This window comes from Nonomuraea turkmeniaca (genome assembly GCF_005889735.1).
Taxonomy (GTDB): domain Bacteria; phylum Actinomycetota; class Actinomycetes; order Streptosporangiales; family Streptosporangiaceae; genus Nonomuraea; species Nonomuraea turkmeniaca.
In genome coordinates, this window is the sequence record NZ_VCKY01000124.1 from 1 (window position 1) to 24,351 (window position 24,351).

Consider the following 24,351-nt stretch of genomic DNA (forward strand, 5'->3'; position numbering starts at 1 on the left):
GGGGAGAATAGCGGGCACGGACCTCCTCGCCCCGGCCGGGCACACCCACGGCACACCCGTCGCCGGGCCGGGCGCGGCAGGTGGGGGCCGGCTTGTGGCGCATCCGCCGGCGGCCAGGCGCAGGCGGATCGGGCGGGCCCTGATCACCACGGCGGTGCTGGGCGCCGGCGCGCTGGTGGCGGGCTGGACGGTGCCGTGGGCGTGGGTGCGGGGCTCGGTGTGGGTGGTGCCCGCCGTGGCGCTGCCGTTCGGGTTGTGGCTGGCCGTGGAGAGTGCCAAGAGTCTCGGGCACGCGCTCGGCGGACGGCACCTGATCACCCGGAACGGCGCCACGCTCCGCCGCACGACGGCGCTCGACCGCGCCGGCATCTCGGCCTGGACCATCACCGAGTCGTTCTTCCAGCGGCGGCACGGCCTGCTGACGGTGTCGGCCACCACCGCCGCCGGCGACGGGCACTACGACGTCGTGGACGTGGGCCGCGGCGACGGGCTGGAGCTGGCCTCGCGCGCGGTGCCCGGCCTGCTGGAGCCCTTCCTGGACCGGACACCACGCGACGCGTGGCCGAAAAGGTGAGCCGCGTGATCCCCTCGGTTTGCCCATGCCCCTGTACTGGACAAACGCGGATCCCGCGGCTCAAGCGCTTGCAGAAATAAAGGTATTTGTCCCACTTGCAACCCGGTTGCAGCCTCATTAACCGTTGACGTGGATCACTGGTCAGGAGGATGATCCGCGGGTGGCGCCTGGACCGGCGCTCGCCTGCCGCGCACTCAGCTGCCGGGCAGGAGGGCGCACGATCATCGAAGATCTCACCCTCGAGCTGGGACAGGCCGAGCGCGTGGCGCTCATGGGTCCGTCGGGCTCGGGCAAGACGACGCTGCTGACCACGCTCGCCGGGCTGCTCCCGCCCGCCTCTGGGCGGGTCCTGGTCGGCGGCGTGCCCCTGGACGAGCAGCCGGGGCTGCGGGCCGGGCTGGCACTCGTCTTCCAGTCGTACGGGCTGCTGAGCCTGCTCACGGCGGCCGAGAACGTCGAGGTCGCGCTGCGTGCCGCCGGGCGGGCGCCGCGCGAGGCCGTACGGCTGGCGGCCGGGGCGCTGGAGCGGCTGCGGGTGGCGCGGTTCGCCGGCCACCTGGTCGAGGAGCTGTCGGGCGGGCAGCAGCAGCGGGTGGCGGTGGCCAGGGCGCTGGCGTTGCGGCCCCGGGTGTTGCTGGCCGACGAGCCGACGGCCGAGCAGGACGCCACGCACCGCGCCGTCGTGCTGGACGAGCTGCTCGCGGTGGCGGACGAGGGCACCACGCTGGTGATCGCCACGCATGACCCCGAGGTCGCGGAGCGCTGCGACCGGGTGATCGAGCTGCGCGCCGTGGCCCGCGGCGGCCGTACGTCCAGGAGCGCCCCATGAGGCGCGTGCGTCCGGCGAGCTGCCCATGAGCGTGGTCAGGTGTGACGGGATCGTGCAGATCTACAAGGCGCAGGACGTCGAGGTCGTCGCCCTGCGCGACGTGGACCTGGTGATCGACGAGGGCGAGACGGTCGCCCTGCTCGGCCCGTCCGGCGCCGGCAAGTCGACGCTGTTGTGGCTGCTGGCGGGGCTGCTGCGGCCGAGCGCGGGCCGTCTGTGGCTGGACGGCGCCGACGTGAGCCGGCTCAACCAGCGCCGCCTGGACCGGCTGCGGGCCGCGCACATCGGCATGGTGCTGCAGAACCCGGCACGCAACCTCATCGGCTACCTCTCCGCCGCCCAGAACGTCGCCTTCGCCCAGCGCGCCGTCAAGCGGGACCGCCCCCGCGCCCGCGACCTGCTGCACCAGGTGGGCCTGAGCGACGCGGGCGACCGCCCGGCCGGCCGGATGTCGGGTGGGGAGCAGCAGCGCCTGGCCGTGGCCGTGGCGCTGGCCAACGCCCCCAAGCTGCTGCTCGCGGACGAGCCCACCAGCCAGCTCGACGAGGAGTCCGGCACGCGGGTGGTCGAGCTCATCAAGCGCGCGGCGGCGGACTCCGGCACGACCGCGGTCGTGGTCACGCACGACACCGCGGTGAGCGAGGCGCTGAGCCGTACGGTGACGATCAGGGACGGCCGGGTCGGCGCAGAGGGCAGAAGCGGCGAGGACTTCGTGGTCGTCGGCAGAGAGGGCGCCGTGCAGGTGCCGCCCGAATACCACCACCTGCTGCCGCCGGGCTCCATGGCCAGGATCGAGGAGCTGGAGGACGGCATCGCGCTGCGGAGGGCCGAGCCGTGATCCTGCGCGGCCTCTGGGAACGCCGCACGCTCTCGCTGGTCGTCCTGCTCATCGCGATCGTGCCGATCGCCTCGGCGGCCGTCGGGCCGATCTACTCGGCCGCCGCGCGCACCACGATCGCCAGGGACGCGGTGGAGGCCGCGCCGCTGGAGGGGCGCGGCTGGCGCTACACCACGACCGAGGGCGCCATCGAGGCCAAGGTGGCGGAGTTCACCGCGGGCGCCGACTTCACCAGCAGGCCGATCCTGGGCATGGAGACCACCAGCGGCCGGCCGGGCGACCGGCGGGCGTACTCGCTGGTCTGGCAGGACGGGCAGTGCGAGCACCTGACGCTGGCCGAGGGCCGCTGCCCGGCCGCGGCCAAGGAGGTGCTGGCCAGCCAGGCGTCCGGGTTCGAGGTCGGCGAGCGGATCGGGCTGTCGTCCATCGTCGAGTTCGTGTCCGCGGAAGGGCAGCGCCGGCCCGCGAAGCTGGAGGTGGTCGGCATCTACCGGCCGGGGCCGGCCGACGACCCCTTCTGGTTCGGCCGGACGTTGTTCTCGCCCACCGGGGAGCCGGGCGAGAACAAGGCCGACGCGCTGTTCACCGTGCCGCAGACGAGGCTCGAGACGTACACCATCTCCGTGGGCTCCGGGCTGCGGGACCAGTCCGGCTGGACCGACTACGCCATCGTCTACATCGACCTGGAGCGGTTCGACGAGCGGGACGTGGAGAAGCTGGCGGCCATGCAGGCGGCCGCCGAGTCCGCGGGCCGGAACACCAACGCCATCGTGTACTCGCGCGTGGCCGACATGCTCAAGGCCATGACCGCCAACACCGGCTCGCTCGGCGTGCCGACGCTGCTGGTGATCGCCCAGCTGGTGGGGCTCGGCTGGATGTTGCTCTTCCAGACGGTGGGCGACCTGGTCAGGGCGCGCGGCGCGGAGATCGCGCTGGCCCGGCTGCGCGGGCACGGGCGGGTGCGGGTCCAGGTGTTCGCGCTGGCCGAGCCGCTGCTGCTGCTCGCCGCCGCCGTGCCGCTCGGGCTGCTGGTGGGGCGCGCGGCGGCCGGCGCCATGATCGGCGCGCTGCTGCCCGCGGGCGTCCCGGTGTTCTTCCCGCCGGACGCGGCGCTGGCCGGGGTCGCGGCCATGCTGGGCGGCGTGCTGGCCGCGGCGCTGGCGGCCTGGCGTACGGCGACCAGGCCGGTCACCGAGGAGTGGCGGCGCACCCCGCGCAGGACGGCCCGCGGCTGGGTGCTGGACGCCGTGGTCCTGGCGGTCACCGCGCTCGGCCTGGTGGAGCTGCTGGCCACGGGCGTGCTCACCGACGTCTCGGGACGCAGCTCGGGCGCGATGGCGGTGCCGGGGCTGGTCGCGCTGGGCGTGGCGCTGCTGGCCAGCCGGGCGGTGCCGGTGCTGACCACGCGGCTGTTCGGGGTCACCAGGCGGCGCGGCGGTCTCGGGCCGTTCCTGGCGCTGCGGCAGGTGGCGAGGGGGCCGGTGACGGCGGGCAGCGTGATCGTGCTGGGGGCGGCGTTCGGGCTGGCCACGTTCGCGGTGTCGGCGTGGAGCGCCACGACGGGCGACTACGCGGAGGCGGCCAGGTTCCACAACGGCGCGGCCACCGCGATCACCGTCCGGCCGGTCGAGCCGAACAGGCTGGTCGCCGCCGTGAACGCCGCCGATCCTGGCGGCAGAACGGCCGCACCGGTGATCAAGATGCCGGGCCCGCCGCAGCTGATCGCCTCGGACCCGGCGCGGCTGGCCGCCGTGGGCGCGGCCTGGCGGGCGGATCTGGCGGGCGGCACGTCCCTGGCCAAGGCCGCCGCCGCGCTGCCGGGGCCGGCGTCGCCGCGGGTGTGGGTACGCGGCGACCGGTTCCGCGCCGTGGTCACCCACGACAAACCCCCAAAAGGGTGGACAATCAAGCTGTTCGCCACGCTGCGCGTGCCCGGCCAGCTGCGGCCCGGCCACATCCCGCTGGGCGAGCTGACCGGGCGTTCGGGCACGCACGAGTGGAACCTGCCGCCGGGCTGCGAGCGGTCCGACTGCGAGCTGCGCGCCTTCACCGGGGAGCCGATCCCGCCACCGCAGTTCGCGGCGTCCGCGTACGTGCGCGTCGCCGTCACCGGCCTCGCCGTGCGGGACCAAGGGCGCTGGCGCACGCTCGACCTGCCGCAGTGGCGGGTCGACGAGGACCCGGGCAAGCGTGACGGCGCGTTCGCGATCACCATGGTCGGCAACCAGACGCTGCGCCCGGTCACCTACGACCCGGAGATGGCCGCCGTCACGGTCGGGCCCGTCGGCAGGAAGGTGGTGCCGGGGCTGGACAACGCCTTCGCCGATCCCGTCCGCGGAGTCGTCACCTCCGCCGCCGCGCCCGGCCTGACCGACGTGGGCGTGCTGGTGGATCTGGAGCAGGCCGACAGGCACGCGTACGGGGTGCACGAGAAGGCCGAGTTCCAGGTGTGGAGCAGTCTGTCCGACACCGCCGCCCTGGAGCGGGCGCTGGAGCGCCAGGGGCTGACGGTGGTGTCGCGGCGGACCGCGGCCGACCTGGCCGCGTCCTTCGCCGGGCAGGGGCCCGGCCTGGCGCTGTTGCTGCTGCTGGTGTCCGCGCTGGCGGCCGCCGCGCTGGCGCTCGGGCGGACCGTGCTCGCGCTCTACACGGCGGCCAGGAGGCGCGCGTACGAGCTGGCCGCGCTGGAGGCGTCAGGGGCGCGCGTGGCGGCGCTACGGACGGCGCTGCTGCTGGAGCAGGTGATCACCGTGGCCGCGGGCACGCTGGCCGGGCTGCTCGCGGGACTGGTGGCGGCCGGGGCGGCGCTCGGCAGGATCCCGCAGTTCGCCGCCCCGCCCATCACGCCGCCGCTGCCGCACGAGGTGGCGGTGGCGCCCGTCGCGCTCGTCGTGGGCGCCGCCCTGCTGGTCAGCCTGCTGGCCGCGGTGGTGGTGTCGGAGCTGCTGCTGCGCGGCATCCGCGTGGAGCGGCTGCGCGACGCCCCCGCCTAGCCGCCCACCGGCTGCTTCTCCAGCTCCGCCATGTACGCCCTGGCCAAGGTGAGCGCGCCGGCCACCGCGTCCTTCTCGGTCATGAACTTGACCTTGGGCGAGTTCGTCGGCTCGCCCTCGGGCCGCTGGTGCCCCGAGTAGTCGACCCGCACCACGACAGCGCCCTTGCGCATCAGCACCGTCCCCGAGGAGGCCGAGACCTCGCCCCGCCTGGTCTGGATGAACTGCCGGTACGCCTGCTCGCCCAGCCCGTCGACGTTGGCGACCTTGCCCCAGGTGATGCCGGCCATCGACGACTGCGCCATGTTGCGGTCGCCGCCGTACTCGCTTTCGTAGTAGCCCTTGGCCGAGGCCTCGTCGACGCCGCCCGCCCGGTTCGTGAACCGGTGCACGGTGATCAGCGCGCTGCGGATCTTCGTGATCCCTGGGCCGCCGGGCAGCTCACGGTTGAGCCAGCGGCACTCGGTCTGATTGTCGGCGCCGACTGTGGTGGCGCGCGCCCGCGTGGCCGGTTCGGGCACCAGCCGGCTCGCCGTCTCGGTCAGGGCGGCGCAGTCGGCGGGGAAGGACGGCAGGACGGACGGCGAGGGCGTCGGCGTGCTGCTCGCCGCGGGCGCGCTCTGCGACGGCTCCGGCTGGGCCAGCACGCCGGGGTTCTTCGCCTGCCAGGCGGCCGCGCCCTTGGCGAAGTGTCCGATCAGCCCGCTCACCTCGCGGATCGCGTTCTCCTCGGTGATCGCCTGGACGGTTTCATTGGACAGGATCTGCGCGTCCTTGCGCTGCTGGTCCGCCTGGTATCTGAGCTCGATCGTCATGTCGCCGACGCGGGCGTAGGCCTTGCCGAAGGCGTACCACAGCAGCTTCCCGTCCCGGTTCCAGGTGTATTGGGCGAACGCGCCCTCACCCACGCCCGGGATGTCCTTGACTGGAGAGACGTACATCTTCTGGCCCGGGTCCAGGGTCGGCTTGGCGGTCTCGCCGTATTTGGCACTGCCGTAGTCGATCTCGTGGGAGCCCTGGGCGATGGACCTGCCGGTCCTGGCTCCCTCGCCCTTCCACTGCTCGATCCTGACGTCGATCTCCCTCCCGCGCCAGAACTCGCCGAACGAGATGCGGCGGTTCACCCAGTTGCAGGTGAACGTGACCGTGGCGTCGGACTCCCTGGAGGACTTGGCCACGGTCGCCTCCGGCACGAGCCGGTCGACCTCCTCCTTGGGCAGCATGGCGCACACGTCAGGCCCCTTCCCGACGCCCGCCGCGGCCTGGGACGACGACGGCTCCCCCGTCTTGGCCGGGGCCCCCGTGCCGGAGACCTTGCCGTACACCAGGAAGGCGCCCACGCCGCCGGCCGCGACCAGCACCACCAGGGCGGCGGCCAGCGCGGGCAGCAGCCAGGCGGGCCGCCGCGACCGCGGAGGCGGCAGCGGTCCCCGCGGTGGTCCCGGCGGTGGCCCGGGCGGCGGCATGTACTGCATCGACGGCACCGTCGGGGGCGGTCCCTGCGGCTCGAACGGCCTGCCCGGCACCTGGTAAGGAGTGGTCGGCGGCTGGTACTCGCTACCGGGATTCACGGGGACTCCTGGGGTTGCCCTGACTTGCGGGGAAACATGCTAGTCACACCCCTTGCAAGATGCTTGCGGCTCATGGTGGCCTCACTTCGGGAGGGCGGCGGCCACCAGGCGGGCGGCGGCGATGGCCGTCTCCTTGTCCGCCGGGTTCGAGGCCGGCATGTTCTCGCGATGCCAGACCACTTCGCCCAGCACGTTACTCGTCCGGAAGAGTACGACGCTGTCGGATCGGCCGCTTTCTGTGGAGTCGAGGTAGAAGGTGAAGCTGTTCTGAATGATCGCCGACTCCCCCACATCGTTGACGTCGGCGACGCCTCCCCGGTTGGCTCGGCCCTGGGTGCCCTCTCCGGCGGCCCGGGTGGTCTTCTCGCTGGCGAAGCGCCGCTGGGCCACCTGCGGGCCGCCGAGGTCGCCGTCTGGCCGCTCCGCCCAGACCCGCACGATGAGGCTGCGTTGCGGCCGGTCGCGGACGACCCATTGGCACTCCCCCGGTCTCGTCGTGCCGCGACTGGGCTTGGCCTTCACCAGCTGGGCGGCCTGGGCGTCGCTCAGGAGCTTGCACGGGTCGGGCGCCTGGGCGTATCTGCCGGTCTCCGGCTCGACGCGGAGCGCGGCGGCGGCGTACCAGCCACCCGCGCCCAGCGCCACGACCGCGGCGAGCACGGCCGGGACCAGCCACCACCGGCGGCGCCTGGGGGCCGTGCCGGCGGCGGGCAGGGCGCTCAGCGCCTGGCGGATCTGCGGCGCGGTGGGCCGCGCGGCGGGATCCTTGGCGAGCATCGCCATCAGCAGGCCGCCCAGGTGGGGACCCGCCCGCATCGGGAACGGCGGCTCGTGCAGCAACACCGCCGCCGCCACCGCGGCCGGCAGGTCACGCTCGAACGGCGCCCGGCCCTCCACCGCGGTGTACAGGCTCGCGCCGAGCGACCACAGGTCGGACGCCGGGCCCGAGGGCTGCTCGTTGAGCCGCTCGGGGGCCATGTAGCCGGGCGAGCCGCCGGTGCCGAACTCTCCCCGCCCGCCCATAGGCGTCGCGATGCCGAAGTCGGTGAGCATGGCCGAGCCGTCGGAGTCGAGCAGGATGTTCGCCGGCTTCACGTCCTGGTGCAACATTCCGTGCATGTGCGCGACCTCCAGGGCCGACAGCACCTGCAGCCCCACCCTGGCCACGAACTCGGGCGGCAGCGGCCCCCGCTCCTTGATCAGCTTGTCGAGCGAGCGGCCGGTGACCAGGTCCATGATGATCCACGGCTGGTGGCCTTCGAGGACCACGTCGTGGACCAGCACGATGGCCGGGTCGCGCAGCCGCCCGGCCGACCTGGCCTCGTGGATGGCGCGGTCGGTGAACTGCGCCCGCGCGTACGGGTCGAGCCCATCAGGCACGCGCACCTGCTTGACGGCGACCTGCCGGTCCAGGATCTCGTCGATGGCCCGCCACACCGTGCCCGCGCCGCCCTGTCCGAGCCGCTCGATCAGCCGGTAGCGGCCCGCCAGCAGGTAGAGGTCATGCGGCATTGCGCAACGCCTGCTCGCTCGCCTGGGCCGCCTTCAGCGCCGACTGCTTGATGTCCTCGTCGGTGGGCCGGTCGGCGACAGTGGAGTATTCGACGCGCACGACGAGGTTGGCCAGCCGGTAGTAGACGTACGCCGAGTGCACCCGTCCGGAGGGGCCGGCCAGCTCCAAGGCGAACGCCTCCTCGCCGACGCCGGAGAGCTCGCGCACCGGGGTGCGCTTGGATTTCATGGAGTCCTTCACCCCGATCTCCGGCCATTTCCAGTCGAGCTGGTCGTACCTCGTCCAATATCGCTTCTGGCCCTGGAACAGCGTCCGCGCGCTGACCGGGGTCATCGACCAGGGGTCCACCGTGTCGGAGTCCTTCTGCACCTGCAGGCCCACACCGGATTGGGAGATCGGCCAGCTGCACTTGGGGCCCTCGTCGTCGGAGCCCCGCTGACCCTTGGGCGGGCTCTGTGTCCGCAGCAGCAGGCCCACGTCCTCCTGGCTGATGAGCGTGCACACGTCCATCGGCACGGTGAACGCCGTCGGCACCCCGCCGTCCATGCTCCTCAGCACGAAGAAACCGCCGGCGGCCACCGCGACCACGAGAGCCGCCGCCGCGGCGATCCACAACGCGGCCCGCCCGCGCTTCCTGACCGGGCTCGGCACGGTCATCTCCTGGCCGGCCGGCACGTGCGGCAGCGGGCCGCCGGCGGCGACCTGCCTGAGCGCGGGGATGACCACACGCGGGTCCGGGCGCGTCTCCGGGTGGTGGGCCATCATGGCGTTGATCAGCGGCCCCAGCGGGCCCGGCGCCACGGGCGGCGGCTGCGTCATCGTGTCGCGTACGCGCTGGGCCGCCGACCCTGCGTAGGCCGCGGTGCCCGTCACCGCCGTGTAGAGCGTGGCGCCGAGCGACCACAGGTCGCTGGCCGGGCCGCCGGGGTGGCCGTCCAGCCGCTCGGGCGCGATGAATCCGGGCGAGCCGATCATCAGACCCTGCTCGGTGAGCGTGGCCTGGCCCTCCTGCCGGGCGATGCCGAAGTCGGTGAGCACCACCCTGCCGCTCTCGGTCAGGAACACGTTGCCCGGCTTGACGTCGCGGTGCTGCATGCCCTGTGCGTGGGCGACGGACAGCGCCTCCAGCACGTCCGCGCCGATCCGCGCGGCATAGTCGGGCGGCATGGGCCCGAACTCGCGTATGGTGTCCGCGAGCGTGCGGCCCCGCAGCAACTCCATGACCAGCCACGGCCGTTCGTACTCGACGAGCACGTCATGCAGGGCCACGATGCCGGAGTGGCGCAGCCGGGCGGTGGCCTGGGCCTCGCGCACGGCCCGTTTCACCGAGTCGGCCCGCTCCTTCGGCGACATGCCCTCGGGCAGCGTGAGCTCCTTGACCGCGACGTCGCGGTCAAGCATCTCGTCCCTGGCCAGCCACACCTTCCCCATGCCACCCGCGCCCAGAGGACGCTGGAGTGAGTAGCGGCCGGCAAGTCTTCCCGTGGACACAAAGGGAAGGGTAACTAAGGATCAAGGGGGATGGTTATTCGATCCTGTCGGTCGGTCTCTCTATGGTCTTGATTCGTGGACGCGGTACAAGGCACTCTCGACGAGCTCGGCACTCCCCTCAACGAGGTCACGTTCGTCGTGTTCGACCTGGAGACGACCGGCGGGGCCCCGGCCGAGGACGCCATCACCGAGATCGGGGCGGTCAAGGTGCGGGCGGGCGAGGTGCTGGCCGAGTTCTCCACGCTGGTCGATCCCGGCGGGCCGATACCGCCGTTCATCTCCGTGCTGACCGGGATTACCGACTCCATGGTCATGGCCGCGCCGCGGATCGAGGCGGTGCTGCCGAGCTTCCTGGAGTTCATCCGCGGCGCCGTGCTGGTGGCGCACAACGCCGGGTTCGACACCCGCTTCGTCAAGGCGGCCTGCGCCGCGCAGGGCCATCCCCCGCCCGCCAACCCGGTCGTCGACACCGTGGACCTGGCGCGGCGCGTGCTGACCCGCGACGAGACGCCCAACGCCAAGCTGGCCACGCTGGCCAGGTTCTTCCGCAGCCCGGTCGAGCCGTGCCACCGGGCCCTGCAGGACGCCAGGGCCACCGTGGACGTGCTGCACGGGCTGATCGAGCGGGCCGGCTCGTTCCAGGTGCACACGCTGGAGGAGCTGAAGTCGTTCGTCCGCGCGCCCACGCCCGAGCAGCAGCGCAAGCGGCACCTGGCCGAGTCCGTGCCGCACGCGCCCGGCGTCTACCTCTTCGAGGACGAGCGGGGCGAGGTCCTCTACATCGGCAAGAGCGGCAATCTCCGTAACCGGGTGCGTTCCTACTTCACCGCGAGCGAGACCCGGCCGCGCATCCGCGAGATGATCGGCATCGCCGAGCGGGTGCGCCACATCGTCTGCGCCACCGCCCTGGAGGCCGAGGTCAGGGAGCTGCGCCTGATCGGCGGCGCCAAGCCCCGCTACAACCGCCGTTCCCGCTTCCCCGAGAAGGTGCTCTGGCTCAAGCTCACGGCCGAGCCCTTTCCCCGCCTGTCCATCGTGCGCGACCTGAAGGACGACGACGCCACCTATCTCGGGCCGTTCACCAGCGCCCGCCTGGCCGACGACGCCCGCATCGCGCTGCACGAGGCCGTGCCGCTGCGTCAGTGCACCCAGCCGATCAGCCTGCGGACCAGGCGTGCCGCCTGTGTGCTGCACGAGATGGGCCGCTGTGGCGCGCCGTGCGAGGGCAGGGAGAGCCCGGAGGAGTACGCCCTGCACGTCGAGAGCGCCCGCCGCGCCATGACGCTCGACGCCACGCCCGTCTTCACCGCCGTGGCGGCCCGCATGGAGCGCCTGTCGGTGGAGCAGCGCTACGAGGAGGCGTCCGTCGACCGCGACCGGCTGGCCGCGTTCGTCCGCACGGCGGCCCGCATGCAGCGGCTGAGCTCCATCACGCGCATCCCGCAGCTGGTCGCCGCCAGCCCGGCGTTCGGCGGCGGCTGGGACATCCACGTGATCAGGTACGGCCGGCTCGCCGCGGCCGGCGTCCTGCAGAAAGGCGTGCACCCGACCCCGTTCGTCGCCTCCCTGACGGCCACGGCCGAGGTCGTCATCCCCGGCCCCGGCCCGGTCCACGCCGCCAGCGCCGAGGAGACCGAGTGCATCCTGCGCTGGCTGGAGTCGCCGGGGGTGCGCCTGGTGGAGCTGGACGGGGTGTGGAGCCTGCCCGTCCGGGGGGCCGCCCGCCACAAGGCCCGCATCGACCTCGCCTACCGCCATCTCGACCAGCGACGCGGTCGCGACGGGCGGCCTTTGCGGTAACCCGATAGAGTTGGTCCATGGTCACGGCTATCGTCCACATCAATGCCGAGGTAGACCGGATCACGGAGGTCGCCGAGACGATCGCCGAGATCGACGGCGTCAGCGAGGTCTACTCCATCACCGGCGAATACGACCTCCTCGCCATGGTCCGCGTCCCGGCGTATGAACAAATCGCCGAGGTAGTGCCAGGCCGCATCAACAAGGTCCAAGGCGTCCTGCACACGGAAACGCACATCGCCTTCCGCGCCTACAGCAAACACGACCTGGACGCGGCCTTCTCCATCGGCTTCCCCGAGGCCGACTGACCCACATTCGCCGACACGGTGACCGCTTGACCACGGAGCCGGCTCAGCATGCGCTCCGTCACGGCGAGAACCCGTGAGCCCTCACGACCGGCCATGACGGGTGGCAACGGTCTACGGCGCGTGCGGTGCCCCTGGGCGACCGTAAAAGAGCAAAACAACACCCTCACGACCGGCCATGACGGGTGGCGGGTGCGAGCCGGCCGGCGAAGCCGTCAGGGACGCAAACGGCAACGGCCCCGGACGGAAAGATCCGTCCGGGGCCGCCACAACTCCTAGTGGGTCAGGCTGCGATCATCGCCGCCGCCGATGGCGGCGTGCTCTTCCTCGTGCTCGTGCCCCTCGTCCAGCGGGATCTTCTCCCCGCCGTACGCCTTCGACATGCGGGCGCGCAGCTTGCCGAGCGGCCCGCGCATGCCCTTGGGCGGGATGCCGGCCGCGTCCTCGGCCACCGGCAGCATCGCCACCGGCTCCTTGCCGCGCACGTGCGCCTCGATGTCGTCCGCCGGCGGCGTGTGGACCTCGATGAACTCACCGTGCGGCAGCCGCTTGATCACACCGGACTCCACGCCGTGCGAGACGACGGCCGCGTCCTGGCGCTGCAGGCCGAGGCACATCCGGTAGGTGATCAGGTACGCCAGCGCCGGCGCCACGAAGATCAGGAACCGGCCGGCGTACGTCGTCCAGTTGAGGCTGACGTGGAAGTTCGCGGCGATCTCGTCGTTGGCGCCCAGCAGCCAGAGGACGCCGTAGAACGTCATGGCCGAGATGCCGATGGAGGTCCGGTGCGGGTTGTTGCGGGGGCGGTCCGCGACGTGGTGCTCGCGGTTGTCGCCCGTCACCCAGCGTTCCAGGAACGGATAGAGCGCCAGACCGGTCATGATGATGCCCATCGGCACCAGTGCCGGGATGATCACGCTCAGCGGCAACGTGCCCGCGTGGGCCGTGCCGAAGAGGTTGATCTCCCACGGCGGCATGATGCGGAGCGCGCCTTCCAGGAAGCCCATGTACCAGTCGGGCTGGGAGCCGGCCGACACGTCCGCTGGTGTGTACGGTCCGAACAGCCAGATCGGGTTGATCTGGGCGAACGTCGCCAGGCCCGCGATCACGGCGAGCGTGAACAGGAAGTACGCCCCCGCCTTGGCCATGAAGGCCGGGTAGAACGGCGCGCCCACCACGTTCTGGTTGGTACGGCTCTTGCCGGGCATCTGGGTGTGCTTCTGCACCCACATGAGGACCATGTGAGCCGAGATCAGCGCCAGGAGAATGCCCGGGATGAGCAGGATGTGCAGCGCGTAGAACCGGGCGACGATGTCCTCACCCGGATATTCCCCGCCGAACAGGAAGAACGTAATGAACGTGCCGACGATCGGCAGCGAGATCGCCACGCCCTCCGTGATCCGCAGACCGGCGCCGGACAGCAGGTCGTCGGGCAGGGAGTAGCCGGTCAGACCCTCTGCCAGCGCCAGCGTCAGCAGCAGCACGCCGATGATCCAGTTGAGCTCGCGCGGCTTGCGGTAGGCGCCGGTGAAGAACACCCGCAGCATGTGGACCGTCATACCGGCCACGAAGAGCAGGGCGGCCCAGTGGTGCATCTGCCGCATGAGCAGACCACCCCGGACGTCGAAGCTGATCTCCAGCGTCGAGGCGTACGCCGCGGACATCCCCACGCCCGTGAGCGGCGAGTAGGAGCCGTCATAGATGACATGCTCCATGCTGGGCTTGAACCAGAACGTCAGGAACGTGCCGGTCAGCAGCAGGATGATGAACGAGTAGAGCGCGATCTCACCCAGCAGGAACGACCAGTGGTCAGGGAAGATCTTGCGCAGGTTGCGCTTGAGGAAGTTGGCCCCGCCGAGCCGCTCGTCGAGGAAGTTCGACGGCCCGGCGATGGCTTTGGGCACCGTCTTCAGTTCGGTGGTCATGCCTGGCCTCCCTGCTCCCTGGCCGCCCTCTCGGCGTCGCCGCGCTCCCAGTAGCTGGGGCCGACGGGCACGTCGAAGTCGCCCTGGGCGATGAGGTAACCCTGCTCGTCCACGGTGATCGGCAGCTGCGGCAACGGCCGGGCGGCCGGTCCGAAGATGACCTTGGCACCGTCGGCGGCGTCGAACGTCGACTGGTGGCACGGGCAGAGAATGTGGTGGGTGTTCTGCTCGTAGAGCGCCGCTGGGCAGCCCACGTGGGTGCAGATCTTGGAGTACGCCACGATGCCGTCGTGCGTCCAGTTCTGCCGCACCCCGGCCTTGAGCTCCTCCGGGCGGAACTTGATGAGGATGAGCGTGGCCTTGGCGAGGGCGTTGAGGTCGTGCTCGAAACCCTCGGGGACCACCGACAGGATGCTGCCGGGCGAGTTGAAGTCGGCGGCCCTGATGGGCTGACCGGTGCCCTCGACGACGAGCTTGAGCGGCTTGCCCTCCTTGTTCTTCTCGCCCCAGACCGTGTGGCGCAGCACCTCGTTGAACCGCCCGCCCGACATCTTGCTGTTGTCGAGGTCCCGCAGCAGCACCAGCGGCACCAGGCCGAGCGGCGCCGCCGCCAGCAGCAGGGTGCGGCGCAGCAGCTTGCGCTTGACGAAGCCGCTCTCGTTGGCGCCCTGGATGAAGGTGTCGGCCACGACCTCGCGGTCGGGCTCGGCGGAGGCCATCTCGTGGCGCTCCTGGATCAGGGAGTACTTCGGCATGATCTGGCGGACCCAGATCACGATGCCGACCGCCAGTCCCAGGATCGCGATCGTGAGCGTGCTGCCCAGTGCCAGGTTGGACGTCCCGGTCGCCTCGGGGCTGCCGACCTGGAAGTACACGTAGGAGACGATGAACGCGAGGGACGCGAGGAAGGTGATCGTGAAGCAGAGCGCCACGATCTTCTCGGCCTTGCGCGCCTTGTCCTCGTCCTGCAGCGTCACGCCGGGGACTTCCGCGTCGGTGTCCGACGCTTCCACGGTGCCGAGCATCGAGGTGCCCGGCGCGGGGGTGCCGATGACGCGCTTGGGTACACGCTCGTCCGGCTGCTCGATCTCGTGCTCGTTGTCTGTCATGACTTCTGTCGCTTCTTCGCGGTGATCCAGATGGCGGCGAGTGCGAGGGCGCTGAGCCCCACGATCCACGCTACGAGACCTTCGGTCACGGGGCCAATCCGCCCCAGGCCAAAACCTCCCGGGTCTCTCTGCGAACGCACCTGGGTGATGTAGGCGATCATGTCACGCTTCTCCTCCGGCGTGATCGTCGAGTCGTTGAAGACCGGCATGGCCTGCGGACCCGTGATCATTGCCGAGTAGATCTGCGTGGGGGTCGCCTCATTGAGGTTGGGAGCGTACTTGCCCTGGGTCAGGGCTCCACCGGCGCCGACCCAGTTGTGGCACTGGATGCAGTTGGCGCGGAACAGCTCGCCGCCCCGGCCCGCGTCACCGAGCTTCGGGTCGACCTGCTCGGGTGCGGGCACCTGCGGGCCGCCGCCGAGCGACTGCACGTAGGCCGCGATCTGCCGGGTCGTCGTCTCGTTGACCCAGGGCGCCGGAGGCTTACGCGGAACCTGCGGGGCGGGGGCGCCCGCGGGCATGCGCCCGGTGCTCATCTGGAAGTCGACGGCCGCGGCGCCGACACCGATGAGCGTGGGCGCCTTGTCGGTGACACCCTCGGCGTTCATGCCGTGGCAGCTGGAGCAATGCTGGACGAACAGGCTCTTGCCCTCGGCCACGTCATCGACCTTGCCTGCCGCGAGCGCCGCGTCGGCAGGCTTACCCGCCTGGACAAAGGCGGCGTATACCATCCCGACCAGCGCCAGCGCGAAAATCAGGACGGCATATCTCGCGAGGGGATGCCGCCGCCAAGCGGTGATCCTAGTCACAGAGATCCCGTTCCTTAACGAATGATGTAGATGGTCGCGAAAAGACCGATCCAGACGACGTCTACGAAGTGCCAGTAGTAGGACACGACGATCGCGCTGGTGGCCTGCTCATGCGTGAAGCGCTTCGCGGCGTACGTGCGTCCCAGCATGAACAGGAACGCGATCAGGCCACCGGTCACGTGCAGGCCATGGAAGCCTGTCGTCAGGTAGAACACCGAGGTGTAGGCATTGGCGGCCAAGGTAGCGCCCTCTGACGCCAGCTTGCTGTACTCGTACAGCTGGCCCGCGATGAAGACCGCGCCCATGAGGAAGCTGACGATGTACCAGAAGCGGAGCTTGCCGACCTGCCCCTTCTCCGCGGCCCACACGCCGAGCTGGCACGTCACACTCGACAGCACCAGGATGATCGTGTTGACCGTCGCGAACGGGATGTCCAGGTGAGCGGCTCCCTCGGCGGCTTGCGCGCCTGCGGGAATGAGGGAGGGACCCCACTCGAGGCCCTTGCCCTCGCTCACCGACCGGATGGTGAAGTACATCGCGAACAGCGCCGCGAAGAACATGAGCTCAGAGGACAGCCACACGATCGTCCCGACGCTGACCAGATTGGGTCTGCGGTACGACTGTGGTGTCGTCGTCGAAGTTATTGCGGATGCTGTCGCCACGGGCAGCATTATTGCGGCTCCGGTGGTCGGTCCGGCGCACGACCCCCCGTTAGCAGGTACAAACCGGCCACCAACCTGGGATAATTGCCGCAAAACGCCCCACAGGGGCGGCAACCTGGGTTTGCACACCGGCACACCGGTACGATCCAGGGTGACCCTACCGCTACGACCGATAGTGAGCGCGACAGTGACGTCATCTGGGAGCACCGACGACACGATGAAGGTCCTCGTTTACAGCGACGACGCCGCCACGAGGGCTGAGGTGATCCAGGCCATCGGCAGACGGCCCGCGGCGGGCGTGCCTTTCGTCGAGATCGTGGAGTGCGCCACCGAGCCCAAGGTCCACCAGTGGCTGGGCTCGGGCGAGATCGACGTGGCCGTCCTCGACGGCGAGACGCAGCCCGCGGGCGGCATGGGTGTCTCGCGCCAGGCCAAGGACGAGGTCTACGACTGCCCGCCCATCTGCCTGATCATCGCCCGGCGCGACGACCGGTGGCTGGCCGAATGGTCGAAGGCCGATGCCGTGGTGTCCCAGCCGCTGGAGCCCATGGTCGTGGCCGACACGGTGGCCGACCTGATGCGCCGCCGTTCTTCCACCCGACTCAACGCTAAGTAGGTGCCCCATGGACTCCCGGACGACCTGGCCTGCCCTGCTCTCCGCTCTCCTGGCCGGAGAGCATCTGACATCGGACGAGACGGCCTGGGCCATGCGGGAGATCATGTCGGGCTCCGCGACGCCCGCCCAGATCGCGGGCTTCGTGATCGCCCTGCGTGCCAAGGGTGAGACGGTGTCCGAGGTGGTGGGCCTGGCCCGCACCATGCTCGATCTGGCGACGCCGCTCAGTGTGGAGGGCCCCGTGGTCGACATCGTCGGCACGGGCGGCGACCGCGCGCACACTGTCAACGTCTCGACGATGGCCGCCATCGTCGTCGCGGCCGCCGGCGCGCGCGTGGTCAAGCACGGCAACCGCGCCGCCTCGTCCTCGTGCGGCGCCGCCGACGTCCTGGAACACCTGGGCATCCGCCTCGATCTCACACCCGAGCAGACGGCGCGGGTGGCGCTGGACGCCGGCATCGCGTTCTGCTTCGCCCCGGTCTACCACCCCGCACTGCGCTTCGCCGGGCCGACGCGCAAGGAGATCGGCGTGCCCACGATCTTCAACTTCCTCGGCCCGCTCACCAACCCGGCCCGCCCGTCGGCCCAGGCCATCGGCGTCTTCGACGCCAGGATGCTGCCCGTGCTCGCGGGCGTCTTCGCCGAGCGCGGCGTGTCCGCCCTGGTGTTCCGCGGCGACGACGGCCTGGACGAGCTGACCATCGCCGGCACCTCGACGGTCTGGGTGGTCAAGGACGGCACCGCCACGCAGACGACGTTCGACCCGGCGGCCCTCGGCATCCCGCGCGCCGAGGCGGGCGCGCTGCGCGGCGGCGACGTGGTGTTCAACGCCCAGGCCGTGCACGACCTGCTCGGCGGCAAGACCGGGCCGGTGCGCGACGCGGTCCTGCTCAACGCGGCCGCCGCCCTGGTGGCCTACGACGGGCCCGGCGACGATCTCGACGCGGCCATGGCCGAGGCGTATTCCCGCGCGGCGCAGGCCGTGGACTCCGGCGCCGCCGCGGCCGTCCTGGACCGCTGGGTGGAGGTCAGCGGCTCCTTCGGCCCGGCCTGACCCACGGGTGCCGAGGAAGCGAGCCCTGGACGCCTGAGCGGCCCGCTCAGGCCGCGACGGGCGACAGCGGGGCCCCGGGCACCTTCAGGAAAGACGGGCGGCAGCGTGCCCTGTGACGCCCTCAGGAAACGACGGGCGTGGCGGGCCCCTCTGGGCGCCATCGGGAACGGCGGGCGTGGCGGGGCCCTTGGCGCCCTCGGGAACGGCGGGCGTGGCGGGCCCCTGGGCGCCCTCGGGAACGGCGGGCGCTCAGACGACAGCGGGCGCCCAGGGTGGCGACAGGTGCTCGGGCGACGCCGGCCGTCACAGCTTGATCGTCGGGCCGCTCTTGAGCGAGCTCCACTTCAGCCACTGCTTCCAGTTCTCCTGCCAATGGCCCCAGCCGTTCGTGGGCTCCAGCTTCCGCGGCGACCCGGTGATGATGATCGGATCCCCGATCAGCGTGTTCTTGATGAACCAGGCGGCGTTGGCCGGGCTGATGTTCACGCATCCGTGGCTGACGTTCGAGTTGCCCTGCGAGCCGACCGACCAGGGTGCGCTGTGCACGTACTCGCCACTGTTGGAGATGCGCACGGTGTTGTAGACCGTCAACTGGTAGTAGCCGGCCTGGCCTGGCCCGATCCCCGGGGAGGTCATGACGGTGACGGGCTCGCGCGACATCGCCAGGTGGATGCCCGAGGTCGTGTAGTACTTCCACTGCCCGCCCTGGCCGGCGCTCATCGGCATCGTGCGGATCTTCTTGCCGTCCCGCCGCACGTGGAGCACGTGCTCGTCGGTGCTGCCCTTGGTGATCTGCGACCGGCCGATCTTGAAGTTGAGCGTGACGTCGCGTTTGCCGTACATGCCGGGTCCCCCGCGTACGCCGGCCAGCCGTGCCTCCACCCGCACCCGCGTGTGGGCGGGCCAGTACTCCTGCGGCCGGAAGTCGACATGCTGGCTGTCGAACCAGTGCCAGGCCCCCTCCACCGGCTTGGAGCTGCGGACGGTGAGGTTGCGCTCGATGGACACCCGGTCGGTGACCGGCTTGTCGAAAGCGATCATGATGGGCATGCCGACGCCGACCGTCAGGCCGGTGTCGTCCTTGTTCGGGGTGATGGTCTCGATGTCGAACGTCTCTTTGCCCTTGACCGTCGTGAACGTGCTGGTGGCCGAGGTCTGCTTGCCCGCGGCGTCCACGGAGACGGCGGTGACCGTGTACGCGGTGCCGGGGCGGGCGGTGCCGGTGCTGCGCCAGCGGGTGCCGTCGCCGCTCAGCACGCCCACCAGGGGGCCGGACTTGCCGCCGTCCACCTCTACGCTCTTGAGCCTGCCGCTGTTGGCCGCCACCACCACCGGCTGGTCTGTGGGCACACCTTGAGTCTTGTCCTGGGGAGAGAACGACACAGCGGGCCCCCGCGCCCCTCCGCCGGCCATGGCGACCCCGTCACGCCCGTTCCCGGCCTGGCCGCCCGCCGAGCAAGCCGCCAGCAACGCCAAGGCCAGCAGCCCTGCGGATCCATACGTTACGCGCGCCACAGTGACTCCCTCGCCCAAGATCGAACCGCTTCTGCCTCCTTTATTACCCTGAGTGATCGAATCACCACATCCGACCTCTGGTAAAGAACACCAAAAAGCGGGCGTCCTCCCCCAAGGAAGGACACCCGCTCCGGTTTCGCTCAGTGCGAGAAGTTGCCCCGGTAGTACTGGAACACGAACCCGACCATGGCCATGAGGATCAGGAAGACCCCGATCAGGAACATCCAGAAGCCGAACACGAACCCGGCGAAGGCGAAGGCCGCCGCCAGGCACACGAACAGCGGCCACCAGCTGCTCGGGCTGAAGAACCCGATCTCCCCGGCGCCCTCGCTGATGTCGGCCTGCTTGTTGTCCTCCGGCTGCGGGCCGATGCGCCGCGCGGTGAACATCAGGTAGTAGCCCACCATGAACGCGAATCCGACCGAGATGGCCATGGCCGTGGTGCCGACCGGCTCACCCTGGCCGGTGGCCGCCTTGGTCCAGAACCAGTAGGCGATGTCGACGCCGGCGAAGAACAGGCCGCAGGCGAGGAACAGCCACCCTTGTACCCTCATCAGGCCTCGACCTCCTGGACGGGCTTGGCGGACACGTGCGGATAGTGCAGGTCGAAGGCGGGACGCTCAGACCGGATGCGCGGCAGCGAGGTGAAGTTGTGCCGCGGCGGCGGGCAGGAGGTCGCCCATTCGAGCGAGCCGCCGTACCCCCACGGGTCGTCGACCGTGACCTTCGGCGCGCTGCGCCACGTCTTCCACACGTTGTAGAAGAACGGCAGCGTGGACAGGCCCAGGATGAACGCGCCCACCGACGACAGCAGGTTGAGGTCGGTGAAGCCGTCGGCCGCGCTGTAGTCGGCGTACCGGCGCGGGAAGCCCGCCATGCCGAGCCAGTGCTGCACCAGGAACGTGGTGTGGAAGCCGATGAACAGCAGCCAGAAGTGCAGCTTGCCCAGCTTGTCGTCGAGCATCTTGCCGGTGAACTTGGGCCACCAGAAGTAGAAGCCGGCGAACATCGCGAACACGACGGTGCCGAAGACCACGTAGTGGAAGTGGGCGACGACGAAGTAGGTGTCGCTGATGTGGAAGTCGAGCGGCGGCGAGGCCAGGATGACGCCCGTCAGACCGCCCAGGAGGAACGTGATGAGGAAGCCGACCGAGAACAACATCGGCGACTCGAACGACAGATGCCCGCGCCACATGGTGCCGATCCAGTTGAAGAACTTCACCCCGGTCGGCACCGCGATGAGGAACGTCATGAACGAGAAGAACGGCAACAACACCTGCCCGGTCGGGAACATGTGGTGCGCCCAGACCGTGATGGACAGACCGGCGATCGAGATCGTCGCGACCACGAGGCTGATGTAGCCGAAGATCGGCTTGCGGCTGAAGACCGGCAGCACCTCGGTCACGATGCCGAAGAACGGCAACGCGATGATGTACACCTCTGGATGGCCGAAGAACCAGAACAGGTGCTGCCACAGCAGCGCCCCGCCGTTCTCCGAGGCGAAGATGTGGGTGCCGAGCTTGCGGTCGGCCTCCAGGGCCAGCAGCGCGGCGGCCAGCACCGGGAACGCCATCAGCACGAGCATGCTGGTGAGCAGGACGTTCCAGGTGAAGATCGGCATGCGGAACATGGTCATGCCGGGGGCGCGCATGCAGATGATCGTGGTGATGAAGTTCACCGAGCCGAGGATCGTGCCCAGACCGGACAGCGCCAGGCCCATGATCCACAGGTCGCCGCCGATGCCGGGCGAGTTGATCGCGTTCGACAGCGGCGTGTAGGCGAACCAGCCGAACGACGCGGCGCCGCCCGGGGTGAAGAAGCCGGACACGGCGATGATGCTGCCGAACAGGTAGAGCCAGTAGCTCACCATGTTGAGGCGCGGGAACGCCACGTCGGGGGCGCCGATCTGCAGCGGCATCAGCTCGTTGGCGAAGCCGGCGAACAGCGGCGTCGCGAACATCAACAACATGATCGTGCCGTGCATGGTGAACAGCTGGTTGAACTGCTCGTTACTGGTGAGCTGCAGCCCCGGCTGCGCCAGCTCCGCCCGCATGATCAGCGCCATGATGCCGCCGATCAGGAAGAAGATGAACGACGAGATCAGGTAGAGATGCCCGATGATCTTGTGGTCGGTGGAGGACAGCCACTTGGCGATCACCTGGCCCTTGGTGGTGGGCCGCCCGACCGGCGCGCGAAGTGGTTCTTGAATGGCGGTCACTGGGCACTCCCAGCCTGTGTAGCGATGTACTGGTTCCACTCACGGTCATTGACGAGCTTCACCGAGAAGAGCATGCGGCTGTGGTCGACGCCGCACAGCTCGGCGCAGCGACCCGCGTAAACGCCCGGCTTGTTCAGGGTCTTGATCTCGAACTTGCGGCCTGGGTTGTCCTCCGGAATGCCCGGGATCACGTCACGCTTGAACAGGAACTCCGGCACCCAGAAGGAGTGGATGACGTCGTCCGTCGACAGATCGAACTCGATCGTCTTGTTCACGGGCAGCACGAGCTGGGGCCCCTGGTGGTAGTCACTGACCGGCATGCCGGCGACCGGCTGCAGCGTCTTGCCACCGACCGTCGTGGTGAAACGCCAGCTCCACTGGAAAGCCTCGACCTTGACCCGGACGTCGGGGTTGTTCGACATGCGGGTGAGGTATTCGCTGTCGCGGGCGGTGAAGAAGAAGAACACCGACACCATGACCAGCGGGATCAAGGTGTAGAGCATCTCGATCGGCAGGTTGTAACGCACCTGCGGCGGGAGATCGGCCTTCGACCTGCGCTTACGGTGGAAGATTGCCGCCCACGCGATCAGGACGATGACGACGGCGCCCGTGGCGAGTGCGGCGATCCACGCACCGTTCCAGAGCGTCTGGATCGGACCACCCTGCTCGGTGATGTGGTCGGGAAGAAGGCCGCGAGACCAATTGGCCTCGGGGACGTCATTAGCACACGCCGTAGCAGTGGCCAGCAGCAACGCCAAAGCGGCGGCGCGTGGCACCCTGCGCCGGGCCAACGAACGCCGCGTCGTACGGCGAGTCGGACTCACGGATCGCCTACCCCACAGATGAAGCCCAAGAGTCTTTCCCTTGGGCGCTCGTATTTCCATATGCACAGCTGATTGCAGACACATTAGCGTGCACGTGCCTCGCCCCCCCGCGCGACCCCTCGATGGCGCCGCAAGTGGGACGATGAGTCTCGTGGCGTATTTCGACGCGGCTTCGAGCGAGCCGCTCCACCCGCAGGCGCGCGAGGCGCTGCTGGCGGCGATCGACGTCGGCTGGGCCGATCCCGCGAGACTGTACGGCCAGGCCCGCCGCGCGCATCTGCTGCTTGAGCAGGCCCGCACGGAGGTCGCCGAGGCACTCGGCGCGCGCCCGGACGAGGTGTCGTTCACCTCTTCCGGCACGCAAGCCGTGCATCTCGGCGTGCTCGGCACCCTACACGGAAGGCGCAGGACCGGACGCCATCTGGTCACGAGCGCGGTCGAGCACTCCAGCGTGCTGCACGCCGGCGGCGTGCATGAACGCGACGGCGGCACGGTGGAGACGGTGGGGGTGGATCTGACCGGCCGGGTGGACCTCGACACGTTCGCCGCGGCCGTGGGACGGCCCGGCACCGCGCTGGCCTGCCTGCAGACGGCCAACCACGAGGTCGGCACGCTGCAGCCCGTCGCGGAGGCGGCCGCGGCGTGCCGGGCGCACGGCGTTCCGCTGCTGGTGGACGCGGCGCAGACGGCCGGCCGGATGCCGATTCCGCCGGGCTGGTCGGTGCTCACCGCCAGCGCACACAAATGGGGCGGCCCGGCCGGGGTGGGCGTGCTGGTGGTGCGCAAGGGCACCCGGTTCCGCTCGTTCCTGCCGGAGGACGAGCGGGAGCGGCGGCGGGTGCCGGGGTTCGAGAACGTTCCCGGCATCGTGGCCGCGGCGGCCGCCCTGCGCGCGATGGCCGCCGAGGCGGCGCAGGAGCAGGCGCGGATCTCCGAGCTCGTCGGGAAGATCAGGGAGACGCTGCCGAAGGTCGTCGAGGACGTGGAGGTGATCGGCGACCCGGACGACCGGGCGCCGCACATCGTGACCTTCTCGTGTCTGTACGTCGACGGGGAGGCGCTGCTCACCGAGCTGGACAAGGCGGGATTCGCCGTATCGTCCGGAAGTTCGTGCACCGCTAGTACGCTTCGTCCATCGCACGTTCTTGAAGCGATGGGCGTGCTGACGCATGGGAATGTCCGGGTGTCGCTGCCCAGGGGCGTCTCCGCGGCCGAGGTGGACAGATTCCTCGCCGTGCTGCCCGAGATGGTGCGCCGCATCCGCCAGGACGCAGGAGTCGCATGACCGAGGTTACTCAGCCGGCTTTGACGATCGACGCGCTCGGGAAGAAGTGCCCGATCCCGATCATCATGCTCGCCGAGCAGATCAACTACGTCCCGTTGAACGCCGTGGTGGCCGTGCTGGCCGACGATCCCGCGGCCTATACGGACGTGCCGGCGTGGTGCAGGCTGAAGTCGCATCGCCATGTCGGCTCGTACGAGCTGCCGGAGGGCGGCTGGGCGATCCACGTCAGACGCAATTACTGATTTTTCCGGACAGGACGTCGGCCCGGCGACGGCAACGGGACCGCCCCCGGCGACCACGAAAACGCCCCACCCCCGGCGCGTCGGCCTTCCGTTCTAGGGATCGTCGCAACACCCCAGCTTGGGGAGTGCGATGGAGTTCGAGATCCGCAAGGTTCGGACACCTCAGGGACGGATGAAGCTG

General features: G+C 70.3%; 21 protein-coding genes. 10 read left to right on the forward strand and 11 right to left on the reverse strand.

What is annotated here, in order from left to right; all coding sequences use genetic code 11:
- From ETD86_RS31020 to ETD86_RS31035, 4 genes are all read left to right on the forward strand, one after another.
- Window positions 1-574, forward strand: a 574-nt coding sequence (locus ETD86_RS31020; RefSeq protein ID WP_211370425.1) for a PH domain-containing protein, incomplete at its 5' end; no start/stop codon positions are given.
- A 160-nt stretch (window positions 575-734) separates the two neighbouring features.
- Window positions 735-1,403 (forward strand): ATP-binding cassette domain-containing protein, encoded by a 669-nt coding sequence (locus ETD86_RS31025; protein WP_211370426.1) that lies wholly within the window; start codon window positions 735-737, stop codon window positions 1,401-1,403.
- Window positions 1,404-1,428: 25 nt separating this feature from the next.
- Window positions 1,429-2,241, forward strand: coding sequence for an ABC transporter ATP-binding protein (locus ETD86_RS31030; RefSeq protein WP_138670077.1), 813 nt, complete (start codon window positions 1,429-1,431; stop codon window positions 2,239-2,241).
- Window positions 2,238-5,234: an FtsX-like permease family protein gene (locus ETD86_RS31035; RefSeq protein ID WP_138670079.1), complete on the forward strand. Its 2,997-nt coding sequence runs from the start codon at window positions 2,238-2,240 to the stop codon at window positions 5,232-5,234. The genes ETD86_RS31030 and ETD86_RS31035 overlap by 4 nt, the downstream gene beginning before the upstream one ends.
- Here the strand turns inward: ETD86_RS31035 and ETD86_RS31040 are convergent.
- The 3 genes from ETD86_RS31040 to ETD86_RS31050 form a co-directional block, all read right to left on the reverse strand.
- Window positions 5,231-6,805 (reverse strand): hypothetical protein, encoded by a 1,575-nt coding sequence (locus tag ETD86_RS31040; RefSeq protein ID WP_138670081.1) that lies wholly within the window; start codon window positions 6,803-6,805, stop codon window positions 5,231-5,233. The genes ETD86_RS31035 and ETD86_RS31040 overlap by 4 nt on opposite strands.
- Before the next feature lie 81 nt (window positions 6,806-6,886).
- Window positions 6,887-8,317 (reverse strand): serine/threonine-protein kinase, encoded by a 1,431-nt coding sequence (locus tag ETD86_RS31045; RefSeq protein WP_138670083.1) that lies wholly within the window; start codon window positions 8,315-8,317, stop codon window positions 6,887-6,889.
- On the reverse strand, window positions 8,307-9,809 hold the full coding sequence (locus ETD86_RS31050) for a serine/threonine-protein kinase (protein ID WP_138670085.1): 1,503 nt from the start codon (window positions 9,807-9,809) through the stop codon (window positions 8,307-8,309). The genes ETD86_RS31045 and ETD86_RS31050 overlap by 11 nt, the downstream gene beginning before the upstream one ends.
- A gap of 75 nt (window positions 9,810-9,884) precedes the next feature.
- Here ETD86_RS31050 and ETD86_RS31055 point away from each other — a divergent pair, with 75 nt between their 5' ends.
- Complete coding sequence (locus tag ETD86_RS31055; RefSeq protein ID WP_138670087.1) at window positions 9,885-11,609, forward strand: DEDD exonuclease domain-containing protein; 1,725 nt, start codon at window positions 9,885-9,887, stop codon at window positions 11,607-11,609.
- Between the two features lie 17 nt (window positions 11,610-11,626).
- A complete protein-coding gene (locus tag ETD86_RS31060) occupies window positions 11,627-11,914 on the forward strand; it encodes an Lrp/AsnC family transcriptional regulator (RefSeq protein ID WP_138670089.1) in 288 nt (95 codons plus the stop codon).
- A gap of 272 nt (window positions 11,915-12,186) precedes the next feature.
- Here ETD86_RS31060 and qcrB read toward each other — a convergent pair whose 3' ends face one another.
- Genes qcrB through ctaE form a run of 4 tightly spaced genes read right to left on the reverse strand, consistent with a single transcriptional unit; the run spans window position 12,187 to window position 16,425 of the window.
- Entirely contained in the window at window positions 12,187-13,836 is a 1,650-nt protein-coding gene (qcrB, locus tag ETD86_RS31065) for a cytochrome bc1 complex cytochrome b subunit (protein WP_138670091.1), read from the reverse strand.
- The gene (gene qcrA, locus ETD86_RS31070) at window positions 13,833-14,945 is read right to left on the reverse strand and encodes a cytochrome bc1 complex Rieske iron-sulfur subunit (protein ID WP_138670093.1); all 1,113 of its coding nucleotides are present in this window, start codon (window positions 14,943-14,945) and stop codon (window positions 13,833-13,835) included. Before qcrA ends, qcrB begins: the two co-directional genes overlap by 4 nt.
- On the reverse strand, window positions 14,942-15,754 hold the full coding sequence (gene qcrC / locus ETD86_RS31075; RefSeq protein ID WP_138670095.1) for a cytochrome bc1 complex diheme cytochrome c subunit: 813 nt from the start codon (window positions 15,752-15,754) through the stop codon (window positions 14,942-14,944). The genes qcrA and qcrC overlap by 4 nt, the downstream gene beginning before the upstream one ends.
- Before the next feature lie 14 nt (window positions 15,755-15,768).
- A complete protein-coding gene (gene ctaE, locus ETD86_RS31080) occupies window positions 15,769-16,425 on the reverse strand; it encodes an aa3-type cytochrome oxidase subunit III (protein ID WP_138670097.1) in 657 nt (218 codons plus the stop codon).
- Between the two features lie 208 nt (window positions 16,426-16,633).
- Here ctaE and ETD86_RS31085 point away from each other — a divergent pair, with 208 nt between their 5' ends.
- Window positions 16,634-17,032 (forward strand): hypothetical protein, encoded by a 399-nt coding sequence (locus ETD86_RS31085; RefSeq protein WP_138670099.1) that lies wholly within the window; start codon window positions 16,634-16,636, stop codon window positions 17,030-17,032.
- Window positions 17,033-17,039: 7 nt separating this feature from the next.
- On the forward strand, window positions 17,040-18,086 hold the full coding sequence (gene trpD, locus ETD86_RS31090; protein WP_138670101.1) for an anthranilate phosphoribosyltransferase: 1,047 nt from the start codon (window positions 17,040-17,042) through the stop codon (window positions 18,084-18,086).
- A 303-nt stretch (window positions 18,087-18,389) separates the two neighbouring features.
- On the opposite strand, the gene ETD86_RS31095 is transcribed toward trpD, so the two are convergent.
- From ETD86_RS31095 to ctaC, 4 genes are all read right to left on the reverse strand, one after another.
- Window positions 18,390-19,601, reverse strand: a complete 1,212-nt coding sequence (locus ETD86_RS31095) for a L,D-transpeptidase (protein WP_138670103.1) — start codon at window positions 19,599-19,601, stop codon at window positions 18,390-18,392.
- A 140-nt stretch (window positions 19,602-19,741) separates the two neighbouring features.
- On the reverse strand, window positions 19,742-20,155 hold the full coding sequence (locus ETD86_RS31100; protein ID WP_138670105.1) for a cytochrome c oxidase subunit 4: 414 nt from the start codon (window positions 20,153-20,155) through the stop codon (window positions 19,742-19,744).
- Window positions 20,155-21,819, reverse strand: coding sequence for an aa3-type cytochrome oxidase subunit I (gene ctaD / locus ETD86_RS31105; RefSeq protein WP_138670107.1), 1,665 nt, complete (start codon window positions 21,817-21,819; stop codon window positions 20,155-20,157). The genes ETD86_RS31100 and ctaD overlap by 1 nt, the downstream gene beginning before the upstream one ends.
- Window positions 21,816-22,643, reverse strand: a complete 828-nt coding sequence (gene ctaC / locus ETD86_RS31110; protein ID WP_138670109.1) for an aa3-type cytochrome oxidase subunit II — start codon at window positions 22,641-22,643, stop codon at window positions 21,816-21,818. Before ctaC ends, ctaD begins: the two co-directional genes overlap by 4 nt.
- A gap of 142 nt (window positions 22,644-22,785) precedes the next feature.
- Here ctaC and ETD86_RS31115 point away from each other — a divergent pair, with 142 nt between their 5' ends.
- Window positions 22,786-23,928, forward strand: coding sequence for a cysteine desulfurase family protein (locus ETD86_RS31115; RefSeq protein ID WP_170223368.1), 1,143 nt, complete (start codon window positions 22,786-22,788; stop codon window positions 23,926-23,928).
- Window positions 23,925-24,170 carry a sulfurtransferase TusA family protein gene (locus tag ETD86_RS31120; RefSeq protein ID WP_043638353.1) on the forward strand — a complete coding sequence of 82 codons (246 nt, stop codon included), beginning with the start codon at window positions 23,925-23,927 and terminating at the stop codon, window positions 24,168-24,170. The genes ETD86_RS31115 and ETD86_RS31120 overlap by 4 nt, the downstream gene beginning before the upstream one ends.
- Window positions 24,171-24,351 lie beyond the last annotated feature (181 nt).

Excerpts from the sequence above, each read along its gene's own strand:
- ETD86_RS31030 (WP_138670077.1), top strand. The coding sequence starts at position 1,429 with ATGAGCGTGGTCAGGTGTGACGGGATCGTGCAGATCTACAAGGCGCAG.
- ETD86_RS31045 (WP_138670083.1), bottom strand. The coding sequence starts at position 8,317 with ATGCCGCATGACCTCTACCTGCTGGCGGGCCGCTACCGGCTGATCGAG.
- ETD86_RS31060 (WP_138670089.1), top strand. The coding sequence starts at position 11,627 with ATGGTCACGGCTATCGTCCACATCAATGCCGAGGTAGACCGGATCACG.
- qcrB (WP_138670091.1), bottom strand. The coding sequence starts at position 13,836 with ATGACCACCGAACTGAAGACGGTGCCCAAAGCCATCGCCGGGCCGTCG.
- qcrA (WP_138670093.1), bottom strand. The coding sequence starts at position 14,945 with ATGACAGACAACGAGCACGAGATCGAGCAGCCGGACGAGCGTGTACCC.
- ctaE (WP_138670097.1), bottom strand. The coding sequence starts at position 16,425 with ATGCTGCCCGTGGCGACAGCATCCGCAATAACTTCGACGACGACACCA.
- ETD86_RS31085 (WP_138670099.1), top strand. The coding sequence starts at position 16,634 with ATGAAGGTCCTCGTTTACAGCGACGACGCCGCCACGAGGGCTGAGGTG.
- trpD (WP_138670101.1), top strand. The coding sequence starts at position 17,040 with ATGGACTCCCGGACGACCTGGCCTGCCCTGCTCTCCGCTCTCCTGGCC.
- ETD86_RS31100 (WP_138670105.1), bottom strand. The coding sequence starts at position 20,155 with ATGAGGGTACAAGGGTGGCTGTTCCTCGCCTGCGGCCTGTTCTTCGCC.
- ETD86_RS31115 (WP_170223368.1), top strand. The coding sequence starts at position 22,786 with ATGAGTCTCGTGGCGTATTTCGACGCGGCTTCGAGCGAGCCGCTCCAC.
- ETD86_RS31120 (WP_043638353.1), top strand. The coding sequence starts at position 23,925 with ATGACCGAGGTTACTCAGCCGGCTTTGACGATCGACGCGCTCGGGAAG.